General features: G+C 58.5%; 5 protein-coding genes. 3 read left to right on the top strand and 2 right to left on the bottom strand.

What is annotated here, in order from left to right:
• Position 1: 1 nt before the first annotated feature.
• Entirely contained in the window at positions 2-985 is a 984-nt protein-coding gene (locus NHG65_RS18085) for a LacI family DNA-binding transcriptional regulator (RefSeq protein WP_499182512.1), read from the bottom strand.
• A 270-nt stretch (positions 986-1,255) separates the two neighbouring features.
• On the opposite strand from NHG65_RS18085, the gene idnO reads away from it, so the two are divergent.
• From idnO to elaB, 3 genes are all read left to right on the top strand, one after another.
• Positions 1,256-2,020 carry a gluconate 5-dehydrogenase gene (gene idnO / locus NHG65_RS18080; RefSeq protein WP_085117744.1) on the top strand — a complete coding sequence of 255 codons (765 nt, stop codon included), beginning with the start codon at positions 1,256-1,258 and terminating at the stop codon, positions 2,018-2,020.
• Positions 2,021-2,044: 24 nt separating this feature from the next.
• A complete protein-coding gene (idnD, locus tag NHG65_RS18075; protein ID WP_499183493.1) occupies positions 2,045-3,076 on the top strand; it encodes an L-idonate 5-dehydrogenase in 1,032 nt (343 codons plus the stop codon).
• Positions 3,077-3,161: 85 nt separating this feature from the next.
• Positions 3,162-3,473, top strand: coding sequence for a stress response protein ElaB (elaB, locus tag NHG65_RS18070; protein WP_112348855.1), 312 nt, complete (start codon positions 3,162-3,164; stop codon positions 3,471-3,473).
• 43 nt (positions 3,474-3,516) lie between these two features.
• On the opposite strand, the gene NHG65_RS18065 is transcribed toward elaB, so the two are convergent.
• Positions 3,517-12,159, bottom strand: coding sequence for a glycoside hydrolase family 94 protein (locus NHG65_RS18065; RefSeq protein ID WP_499182511.1), 8,643 nt, complete (start codon positions 12,157-12,159; stop codon positions 3,517-3,519).
• Positions 12,160-12,228 lie beyond the last annotated feature (69 nt).

Genomic DNA, 12,228 nt, shown 5'->3' with positions numbered 1-12,228 from the left:
TTTAAATGGTGCCGCCGAGTGAAATGCGGTAGTGCAGGTCAACGCGCTCAATGCAGGGCACCCCTTTGATGCGTTTCAGCAAAATCTCTGTAGCGACCTTGCCCATATCAAATCTTGGGGTGATCACGCTGGCGATCCCCGGCGTGGTAGCCTTACCGATATCCAGACCGTGAAAACCTGACAGGGCGATATCCTGCGGGACCTTCAGCCCGAGCCGCAGACACGCCTGCAATACGCCCACCGCCAGATCGTCATTGGTGCACAAGATAGCATCCAAATCGGGGTAGAGCTGTCGCGCCATCGCCAGCATGTCGGAGCCGACCGAGACCGATGACACCCGATGCGGCGTGATTTGCCGCGGCATCAACCCCTGCTTCTCCATCGCCCGGCAATAGCCCTGGAAACGTTTGGTGTCGCGTGCGTCGGACATGGCGCCAAAGTAAACCACCTGACGTTTACCGCTGACGAGCAGCGCTTCGGTCATGTCAAAACCCGCCTGATAGTTATCGAACCCCACGGCGATCCGTCCTTCAGGTCCTTCAAGATCCATGACCTGCGCCACCGGGATTTTTGCCGCCGCCAGATATTTTTCCGCCCGCAGAGTGTGCTCTGAATCGGTGAGGATCAACCCGGCGATCGGGTAGGCCAGCAGCTGGATAATGTGCTCTTCTTCCCGCTGACGACTGTAGTCATAGTTCACCACCAGGGTTTGATAGCCGTGCTCCAGCGTGATGGATTCGATACCGGCCAGCAGATCGGCAAAAATCTGGTTGTTGAAGGAGGGGATCAACACGCCAATACGCGGTTTTTGAGTTGAGCGCGCCTCATCGCTGTCGGTGAAGTTAACTTCTTTCATCACCTGGGCAATTTTCGCGGCGGTTTCGGCCGCCACCTTTTCCGGCGTACGCAGATAGCGGCTGACGGTCATTTTGGTCACACCGGCGAGCAGTGCAATGTCCTGCAGCGTGACGCGTTGGTTCTTCATTCAGGGGCCTTAACAGGGTGGAGCGGAAAGATGGCTAATTCTGCCATGTTAACAAATCGATCTGGTGATAACAATCGACGCCGTAAAGTATAAACTTCATGTTTTTCAATTAAATATGGTAATTCCCTGCCCCGGGTGAATGCGCGGCTTCACGTTAAAGGTAACAGCTTTTAGTAACACTGTTTTAAGTGATCTTTATCACGTTTTTACCGACGACGATCCGCTGAGATAGGCGTCAGTCCTATCCAAATGCTATTGCCGGGGAACGTTATGAACACCTTATTTTCACTGGATAACAAAAAAATACTGATTACCGGCGCTTCTCGAGGCATTGGTTTTCTGCTGGCTCGTGGGCTGGCGCAGTATGGCGCCCATATTCTGGTCAATGCCACCACTCAGGAAAACGCCCAGCGTGCGGTTGAAACACTGCGCCGTGAAGGGTTCCGCGCCGATGCGGCGGCTTTCGACGTCACCGACTCACAGGCTATTCATGCCGCGATAGAAAAAATCGAGGCGGAAAGCGGCGGGATTGATGTGTTGATCAACAACGCCGGTATTCAGCGCCGTCATCCGTTTACCGAATTTCCGGAAAAAGACTGGGACGACATTATCGCCGTCAACCAGAAGGCGGTATTTATGGTGTCACAAGCCGTAGCGCGCCATATGGTGCAGCGCCAAAGCGGCAAAATTATCAATATCGGCTCGATGCAGAGCGAACTGGGCCGCGACACCATCACGCCGTATGCCGCCTCCAAAGGTGCGGTAAAAATGTTGACGCGTGGCATGTGCGTGGAGCTGGCACGCTACAACATTCAGGTCAATGGTATCGCACCGGGCTATTTCAAAACCGAGATGACCCAGGCGCTGGCGGATAACCCGGAGTTTACCGCCTGGTTGACCAAGCGTACCCCGGCCGCCCGCTGGGGCGATCCGCAGGAGCTGATCGGTGCGGCGGTGTTCCTGTCGTCCAAAGCCTCGGATTTTGTTAATGGTCATCTGCTGTTTGTCGATGGCGGCATGTCCGCTGCGGTCTAGCCGCCTGCTCAAGGGAAAATCATGATGAAAATTCAAACCCAATCCTGCGTGGTAAACGGCAAATATGACGTGGCGGTGGTGGAGCAGGAAGTGGATTATCAGGGGATCGGTACGCTGGTGAAAATCACCCGTGGCGGCATCTGCGGTTCCGACCTGCATTATTACCAGGAAGGCAAAGTCGGCAGTTTTCAGGTGCGGCAGCCGATGGTGCTCGGCCATGAGGTGATCGGTGAAGTGGTGGCCAGTGATACCGCGCGGCTGCCAGTGGGGCAGAAGGTGGCGTTAAACCCCAGTAAACCCTGTGGACAGTGCAAGTATTGCCTGGCGAGTCAGCAAAACCAATGTACCCAAATGCGTTTCTTCGGCAGCGCGATGTATTTCCCGCATGTTGACGGCGCCTTTACTCAGTACAAGGTGGTCGATAGCGCCCAGTGCATTGCCTTCGATGCCGATCGCGATGAAAAGGTGATGGTGTTTGCCGAACCCCTGGCGGTGGTGATCCACGCGGCGAAACAGCCGGGTGAGGTTAAAGGGAAAAGGGTGTTTGTTTCCGGCGTTGGCCCGATTGGCTGCTTGTTGGTAGCGGCACTGAAGGCGCTGGGCGCCGACGAAATTGTCTGTGCCGATCTCAGCCCGCGTTGCCTGGATATTGCCCAGAAAATGGGGGCGACCCGTTGTCTGCATGCCGACAATGACGATTTTAGCCCCTACCAGCAGGAAAAGGGGGCCTTTGATATCGCTTTTGAAGTTTCCGGCCACCCACTGTCGTTGCAGCGTTGTCTGGAAGTCACCCGTGCCAAAGGTACGGTAGTGCAGGTAGGCATGGGCGGCAGTTTCCCTGACTTCCCACTGATGTTGCTGATCGCCAAGGAGTTGACTCTGCTGGGATCGTTTCGTTTTGTTGAAGAGTTTGATTTGGCGGTGGCCTGGTTGGCCGAGGGGACCGTCAATCCGTTGCCGCTACTGTCTGCCGAGTTTGATAATCAGCAACTGGCACAGGCGTTGACCTTTGCCGGTGACAAGAGTCAGGCGGCCAAGGTACAGCTGGTGTTCTGATTTTAGCCGATAGTCTGATGGCGAAGAGCGGTGATCCTTGTCTATAGTTAAGGGCCGTTTCATTTTTTATCACGGAGAACTTAACATGGCGAGAAATACGGATGCGGATCAAACCACGCTCGATGACGATCTGAGAATGCTGAGCGACACGCTGGAAGAAGTGTTGAAGTACTCCGGCGATCGTGCCGATCAGGCCTATATTGACATCAAGGCTCATGCCGAAGAGGCGTTGAGCGAGGTCAAATCACGGCTGGCTGACTCTACCGAGTCCTACTATGCACGGGCCAAGGATGCGGTTTGCCGCACCGACGGTTACGTGCGTGAAAACCCATGGCACAGCGTGGGCATCGGCGCGACGGTCGGTCTGGTACTGGGCTTGCTGCTGGCGCGTAAATAACGCCTGTCAGAAGGTGGGCGCGGCAACCGCCGCGCCCTGACATTTACTGCCCCAGCGTGACCTCCACCTGATGGACTTTCCCATCGTCCAGCAGTGTGATCACGGCCTCCGGCTGTTTTTCACCGTCGACAGTCACCTGCGCATCTCCCTGTCCCTGGCGGACAATCAACTGATACTCGCTGCCTCCTTCCCGATAGTTAACCGTCACCTGCGGCCAGTCGGCTGGCAGACGGGTGTTGACGGTCAGCCGATCGCCATGGCGTTTCAGCCCCAGCAGAGACTCGAGGATCAGCCGGTACATCCAGCCGGCCGAACCGGTATACCAACTCCAGCCGCCACGGCCAACATGCGGTGCCACCGCGTAAATATCGGCGGTGACCACGTAAGGTTCGACCTTGTAGCGCTCGGCGGCGGTGCTGTCCAGGCTATGGTTGATCGGGTTGATCAGCGCCATCAATTCCCAGGCGCGTTCAATATTGCCCATCTCGGCGAAGGCCATCACCGCCCATACGGCGCCATGGGTATACTGACCGCCATTTTCCCGCACGCCGGGCAGATAGCCGCGAATATAGCCAGGATTAGGGCCATTGCCGTCAAACGGCGGCGTCAGCAATTTGATCAGACCGGCCTGATCGTCGACCAGATGTTTGTCCAGTGACTGCATGGCCTGCAGGCTGCGCGGCTGATCGCCGGCCCCGGACAGCACTGACCAGCTCTGGGCGATGGCATCGATACGGCACTCGGCCGACTGATGAGATCCCAGCGGTTCCCCACTGTCAAAATAGCCCCGGCGATACCATTCGCCGTCCCAGGCGTGGTCGCGCAGATTATCGCGCAGGGTGGCGGCCTGTTGACGACACTGCGTGGCCAGGTCGGCGTCGTTACGGCGTTGTGCCAGTTCACCGTAGCGCTGCAGAATATGGAACAGGAAGAAACCGAGCCACACGCTCTCACCGCGGCCCTCCAGGCCCACCATATTCATGCCATCGTTCCAGTCACCGGCGCCCATCAGCGGCAGACCGTGTTCACCGAAGGTCAAGCCGTGTTTCAACGCTCGCACGCCGTGCTGGTACAGGGTTTCCTGCGTTGCACTCAGGGCCGGCTGTTCGTAGGAAGATTCCTCGCCCGGCGCCAGCTTGCGTGCCTCCAGATAACCTACCTGTTCGTCCAGAATGCTTTGATCGTCGGTGGCGTCCAGATAGTGACAAATCGCCAGCGGTAGCCACAGATAGTCATCTGAACAGCGCGTGCGCACCCCATTACCCTGTGGCGGGTGCCACCAGTGCTGCACGTCGCCTTCGACAAACTGACGTGAGGCGCACAGCAGGATCTGTTCTCGCAGGCGCTCAGGGGCGGCGTGGGTCAATGCCAGCGTATCCTGAAGCTGATCGCGGAAGCCAAAGGCACCGCCGGATTGGTAGTAACCGCTGCGCGCCTGAATTCGGCAGGACAGGGTCTGGTACAGCAGCCAGCCGTTGGCCAGCAGATCGACGGCCGGCTGCGGCGTGCCGATCTGCACCTTGTTGAGAATGCCGTCCCAATGCGCGGCGACCTGCTGCAGTTCATCTTGCAGGCTGTCTTCCCGCAGGTAATTTTGCAGCAGCGCCTGGGCCTCATCGGCGTTTTGCCCCAAGCCGAGGGCGAATACAAAGCTGCGCTGATCGCCGTCGATCAGACTGATGGCCGACTGCACGGCGCCACAGGGATCCATGGCTGCGCCGACCTTGCCAGACAGCCGCCGCAGCTTCAGCACCGCCGGATTGGTTAGCGAACCATTGCGGCCAATGAATTCACGCCGATCGCCGCTGATCGAACAGTGCACACCGGTCACGCCAAAGAAAGCCGTGCGTTCCGATCCGCTGCTGCCGTAGTGGTTGGTGGCCAGGATCCCGCAGCCGCTCTCGAGCGTTGCCGCCTGGGTGACGATGTGCATGGCGGATTTTTGCCGCAGATCGCCGAGGATAAACTCCACATAGCCCGTGGCAGACAGCTTGCGCGTGCGCCCGGAAGTGTTGGTCAGCGTCAGCAGGAACAGTTTGACCGGTGCCTCTTTGGCCACCAGCACGGTGAGCTGGCTGTCGATACCGTTTTCGCGGTGATCAAACACGCTGTAGCCAAAACCGTGGCGGGTCAGATAGTGACCGCGGCCGCGGGCGGGCAACGGTGTGGGCGACCAGAAATGCCCATTCTCTTCATCACGCAGATAGAAGGCTTCCCCGCTGCGGTCACAGATCGGATCGTTATCCCACGGCGTCAGGCGGTATTCATGGGCGTTTTCGTACCAGGTGTATGCCTGACCACTTTCCGAGATCACCGAGCCGAACATCGGGTTGGCGATCACGTTTGACCAGGGCGCGGGGGTGATCTTGCTTTCATTCATCGCAATCACATATTCACGGCCATCCTCCGAGAAGCCGCCGAGACCGTTATAGAACTGCAGTGCGTCAATGGCGGGCAACTGCGGTGAATGCAGGTTGCGCGGCAGATTGTCCACCGTGGCCAGTTTCGACGAGGCGGTCACTGGCGACAGCGGTTGCTGCAGAATTTGCGGCAGTTGCAGGCGTTGATTGAGCTGTTCGGTCAGTCCACCGCGTCGATCGTCGAGATAAATCCGCGCCACGCTGAGCAGCAGGCGGTGATCATCCGGTGACATATGTTCGCTGGTGCGCACGAAGATGCCGCCGGGCTTGTCGGTCTGGGTAGATTCCATCCCGGCGGCGATCAGGCTCATGATCTGATTTTGCAGCTCCTGGCGGTAGCCGCCGACGTCTTCGTTGAGGATCACCAGATCCACCTGCAGCCCTTTCAGACGCCAGTAGTTGTGCGCCTGGATCAGCTGCTGCACCAGCTCGATATTTTCACCGTCGGTGACGGTCAGCAGCACAATAGGCAGATCGCCGGAGATCGAATGTCCCCACAGCCCTGACTGGCCACGGCGGTTTTGGATAATCTCGTTGCTGGCAGCGCGCATTTCCTGCGCCGGGAACACCACCGCGCTGGCCAGGCGATTGAACAGGTTGGCGTCTTCCTCGTTGGCATTCAATTGGCGCAGTACCACCTGGCTGTGTGACCAGGCCAGTTCAAACACGCGGTCCGCCAGATGACGGTCGCGGTATTTTTCCAGCATCGCCAGGCTGCTGACTCGGTCTTCACAGACGCCATAGAAAATATCCAGCGTCAGCGGCACGTTCGGTTCCAACACCACGCGCTGGCGAATAGCGATGATCGGGTCAATCACCGGACCGGCGCTGTTGCTCAGCGGCGTATTTTGATACAGCGCCTGGGGGTTGGCCGGGGTACGGCCACGGCCGATAAATTTGGCACGGTCGGTTTCAAACGACGTTTGGCTGCTGCGGCCCTGTACCGTCATCATATGCAGCAACCACGGGCATTTCTCTTGCGGTTCGCGTGGGCGGCGGTGGCACAAAATAGCGTCCTGATCCGCCAGCAGCTCGGTTTGTACAAACAGGTTGCTGAAGGCCGGGTGAGCCAGATCGTTGCCGGCCGGCGCCAGCACCACTTCCGCATAGCTGGTGACTTCGATAGTCCGCGGCTGTTTACCACGGTTGATCAGCGTCACCCGGCGTAGCTCGATATCATCCTCCGGTGACACCACGATCTGCGTTTTGACCGACAACGCGCCCTGCTGGCGCTGGAACTCGGCGCCGGCATCGTTGAATACGGCGCTGTACCCCTTGGCAGCACCGCCGATCGGCTGCCAGGTATTACTCCATACCTCGCCGGTTTGCGGATCGCGCAGGTAGCAGAAAGCGCCCCAGTTATCGCAGGTGGCATCTTCACGCCAGCGGGTCAGCGCCAGGTTCTGCCAGCGGCTGTAGCTGCCACCCGCCTGGGTCAGCATCAGGTGATAATTGACGTTGGACAGCAACTGCACTTCCGGGATCGGCGAGTCCACCCGGTTGAATTCGCGTGCGGCGAAACTGGCCGGGGTAATGGTGCCCTCATGGGTTTCGAAGTGGCGGCGGGTGCTGTACAGCTCAACCGCATCCGGCACCCGTTCCTGCAGCAGCAGGCGTGTCGACTGGAATGCCGGATAGTCTGCAAAGCGCGCCACCATCGGCGCATCCAGCAGCAGGTGCGACAGGGCCAGGAAGCTCATGCCCTGATGGTGCGCCATATAAGAACGGATAATTACGTACAACTGACCGCGGCTGAGGCGGGCAGTGGTGTAATCCAGCGCCTCGTAGAAACCATAGCGGCCTTTGGCGCCGTTTTGTTCCAACGTGACCAGGTTATTGCAGGCGGCGTGCGGATCAACAATCAACGCCATCAGCGTGGCGTAAGGTGCGACCACCATATCGTCACCCAGCCCGCGTCTCAGGCCCAGTCCGGGCACGCCAAAGGCATGATACTGGTAGTTCTGATCGGCATCGAAGCCAAAGTAGCCGGATTCGGAAATGCCCCAGGGCACGCCGCGTTCCTTGCCCCAGGCAATCTGCCGTTCCACCGCCGCCCGGCACATTTGCACCAGCAGCGAATCAGGGTAGGCGGGCATCACCAACTGCGGCATCAGGTATTCAAACATCGAACCGCTCCACGACATCAGCGCCGGTTCACGGTCGATCACGGTGAACAAGCGGCCAAGCGCAAACCAACTGCGTTGCGGTACCTGGTTAGTGGCGATAGCGACGTAGTTGGTCAGGCGGATCTCCGATGCCAGCAGATCGTATTTACTGCTGTCCATGCGGTTTTGATCGCAGTTAAAGCCGACGGTCAGTAAATGGGTCGATTCGTCATACAGGAAGTGGAAGTCCATCTGCGCCATTTTTTCCAGCCGCTGCTGCAGGCTGTACAACTGGGTCAGTCGTTCCTGCGCCAGGGCGCTGGCTGCCTCGAGTTGGCTTTGCTGCTCCGGCGACAGCTTCAAGGTTCCCGGTGGGTTAGCCAGCCAGTGCAGGCTGGGCACCTGTTCCAGTTCTGACAGACCGTCGCTCAGCCAGTCGCACCACTGCGCCCATTCCGCACAGAGCTCATTGAGCTGTTGATGCAGTGCACCGGCCCAGCGTTGGGTTTCCTCATCGTGATTCAGTGCCGGCTCTTGCAGCCCGTTGCTGTAATTGCGCATGGCATTCAGCTCCGCCAGCAGGGCGGCGGGGTGGCTGTGGTGCGCTCGCTCCCAGTGATTACGCAGCTTCGACAGGTTTTTCGGCGCAGCGTCGCCCCAATGTTGCTCCAGCAGTTGCAAACTGTCGCCCAGCCCGGCCAGCATCTGTTGCGGGTCAATGACCGGTTGGTGAGCCAGGGCCGGCAAGCCGGCGCTGAGGGTCAACAGGTGACCGGCCAGGTTGCCGCTGTCGACGCTGGAGATATAACGCGGGGTCAGAGGCTCCAGCGTGCGAGTGTCGTACCAGTTGTACAGGTGGCCGCGATAGTGTTCCATGCGGTCGAGGGTATTGAGCGTCAGCTCGATACGCCGCAGTGCCTCACTGAGCGTCAGATAACCAAAGTCATAGGCAGTGAGGTTCGCCAGCAGCGACAGCCCGATATTGGTCGGTGAAGTGCGGTGCGCGACGACCGGTTCGGGTATTTCCTGATAGTTATCCGGCGGCAGCCAGTTTTCCTGTTGATTGACGAAGGTATTGAAGAAGTCCCAGGTCTGGCGGCTGGTATGGCGCAGGAAGCGCCGCTGTTCATCGTTAATGGCGGTTTTACTGCGCTGGGGTTCGTGGCTGAGATAGCACAGCAGCAACGGCGCCAGCATCCACAGGGCGGCCAGCGGCAGAGTGATAAACAGCGCCATCGGGTTATGCATCAGGGTGAAGAACAGCAGCACCAGGCCGGTCACCGGATTGATCCACATCGCGCGGTAGAAGTTTTTCAGCGTGACCTGCTGGCGGGCTTTGGATTGATCGTAACTGGTCCACTCCTGCAGGTTGCGTTGAGTGATCAGCAATCGCCAGAGGGTGACGGCAATCGCTTTCAGGCTGTACAGCGTTTCATGCGGCAGCGTGGCCAGCCGTAATCCAACCTGCGACAGTCGGCGCAGTGAGCCTTTCAGCGCCAACAACAGGTGCTGCAGGAACGGCCTGCGAGGCGGTTTGTGCACGATGTCCTGCACCAGCGCCAACAGGGTCGGCAGCAGCAGAATAATGGCGAACACCGCCAGCCAGTAACGGGTATTCGGCAGCCAGACGAAGCCGCAAAACAACAGCAATAGCAGGCTGGGTGCCGTCAGGCTGCGACGCAGGTTATCGAACAGCTTCCAGCGCGACAGGGTGCTCAGCGGGTTGGCGGTACGGCTGCCGTCTGCGGTTTTCACCCGTGGCAGTAGCCAGTTGAGCAGTTGCCAGTCACCGCGGATCCAGCGCGAACGCCGCGCCACGTCTACCAGATAATTACTGGGATACTGTTCATACAGCAGCACGTCACTCAGCAGGCCGGAGCGGGCATAACACCCCTCTAGCAGGTCGTGGCTCAGCACCAGATTCGGCGGACAGGTTCCCTTCAGACTGTGTGAGAACACGTCTACGTCGTAAATCCCCTTACCGATAAACGAGCCTTCGCCAAACAAATCCTGATAGATATCCGAGGCCATCAGCGTATAGGGATCGTTACCCGGCGTACTGCTGCACAGCGCGGCATAACGGCCCTGACCATAGCTTGGGATCTCCTCGGCCATGCGTGGCTGCAGGATGGCATAACCTTCCACCACCCGTTGCTGACGCGCGTCATACTGGGGCTGATTGAGTGGATGGGCCATGGCGGCAATCAATTGGTGGGCGCTTTCGCGCGGCAAGACGGTATCGCTGTCCAGGGTGATGACGTATTTGACGTTTTTCAGCACTTCCAGCCCGTCGCCAATCTGGGTGCAGAAGGCGTTGCCACGGTTGCGCAGCCAGTCGTTCAGCGCATTCAGTTTGCCGCGTTTACGCTCCAGTCCCATCCACACGCCCTGTTTTTCGTTCCATTCACGGTTGCGGTGAAACAGGAAAAAATGGCTGGGTCCTTCACAAGGATAGCGCCCGTTCAACGCCTCCATCTGTTGGCTGGCATAGGCCAGCAGTTCGGCATCGTCCGCGTGCTGTTGTTGCGGGGCATCGTTGAAGTCGGTAAGCAGGGCAAAGTGCAGATGTTTCATCGCGTTGCCCAGATAACAGACTTCAAGAGCATTGATCAGCTTATCGACGTCGCTTTTACTGTCAATCAGCGTCGGTATCACCACCAGGCTACGGAACTCGGCCGGAATGCCGCAGGAGAAATCGAGCCTCGGCAGCGGTTGTGGGGTACGGCTGCGGGTAGTGACCTCGCTGAGCAGGTTGAGCACGAATTGGCTGATGACGATCGCCATGGGGAAAAACAACAGCGCCAGCCCCCAGCTGATGCCGGTGCTGTAAGCGTGGCGCAGCAGCTCGGCGCAGCAGGCGGTGGTGATCAGACTCAGGCTGCCGAGCCAGGAAAGCAGCGGCGCCTGACTCAACGCATGGCGCAGGCGGGTAATACGGCCGAGGCGCACATCAAGTTGTTGCTCCAGCTCCGGGCGACCATCATCAATCAGGTAATAGCCGATGTGGTTGCAACGTGGATCGCTGGAGGGAATTTCAGCCGCAATGCGTGCCATATTCAGCACATGCTGGGCGACCTGCACCTCATTGTGCGGGCAATGCCGCGCCAGCATTTCAATCACGTGGCGGTAGTTGTCGCGGGTGGTGAAGTGCATCAACGGGTAAACCCCGGCCGGATCCTGGCGCAGAGTTTGTTCCACCTGGCTCATGGTTTCGACAAATTCAGCCCAGTCCATTTCGCTCAGTTGGCGCAGCCCGGAAATACTGTTGCTAACCGACAGCTGGCTGACCGCCAATTGCTGGTTAAAGCGGTGGATCAATTCGTCGGAGGTCAGGCCGACTTCCGCCAGGCGCTGCTCCACCCAAGTGAGCGGCAACGCCAGCATGGTGCCGTGACCCTGCAGGCGGCGAACCAGCTCGGCGACGAAGGCACTGGTGCGCGGGGGATTGGATCGCGCCATGTCGGCAATCACCACGATCAGATTGGCCGGATCGTTTTCCGCCGATTCCAGCATTTTAGTCACCCAGCTGTCGGCCAGATTGCGCTCCTGCTGCGCCTGGGCCACCTCAACGCTGACGCGCCGCAGGTTTTCGATCAACGCCAGGCGCAGCATGCCAGGCAGCGCCCAAAGTTCCCCCAATGTCAGATTGGCTTCTTTTTGATAGGCGGCGATATAGCGCGTGAGGCTCTCGGCATCCCAGCGGCCGTCGCCGTGTGCAATGGCTTCCGAAGCGACGTCATAGATGCGTGGACAGTTATGCGGTGCACTTAATTGCGGCAGGCCGCGCCCGAAGGTTTTCGGCAGATGATGGCGCACGACGCGGATTTGTTCTTCGATCAGATAGTAGTTATCCAGCAGCCATTCGCCGGCGGGGGTCATGCTGGCTTTCTTGCCATTGCTGAGTTGATGGCAGCTTTCCGCCAGGATGCGCTCGTTATCATCCAGTCGTTTCAGCAAGTAGTAGGGAGTCTTACGCGTCGCCAGCTTGTGGGAGCGCGCCAGACGTTGGCCATAGCGCTCCATTTGATCGACAGAAAACAGCTCGGCCTTGATCGTTCCGCCGCTAGGCTCGGGTTCGCCCTTGCTGCGCCGGGCGGGTAAAGATTTTACTTTCGGTGTTCTGCGTTGTTTTTTTAACCAATTTATTAGTATTTCTTTCACACAAAAGCTCCTTACATCTGACCCAAAGGGCAGCCGGTGAAACCGCTGGGAGATCGTGAATATCCTGTT

Origin of the sequence: Serratia myotis, assembly GCF_027474885.1 — a bacterium.
GTDB lineage: Bacteria > Pseudomonadota > Gammaproteobacteria > Enterobacterales > Enterobacteriaceae > Serratia > Serratia proteamaculans.
This window is presented reverse-complemented; position numbering and strand designations above follow the sequence as displayed.

What these genes read in the sequence shown, in the direction of transcription:
- NHG65_RS18085 (WP_499182512.1), bottom strand. Translation starts at nt 985, where the DNA reads ATGAAGAACCAACGCGTCACGCTGCAGGACATTGCACTGCTCGCCGGT.
- idnO (WP_085117744.1), top strand. Translation starts at nt 1,256, where the DNA reads ATGAACACCTTATTTTCACTGGATAACAAAAAAATACTGATTACCGGC.
- idnD (WP_499183493.1), top strand. Translation starts at nt 2,045, where the DNA reads ATGAAAATTCAAACCCAATCCTGCGTGGTAAACGGCAAATATGACGTG.
- elaB (WP_112348855.1), top strand. Translation starts at nt 3,162, where the DNA reads ATGGCGAGAAATACGGATGCGGATCAAACCACGCTCGATGACGATCTG.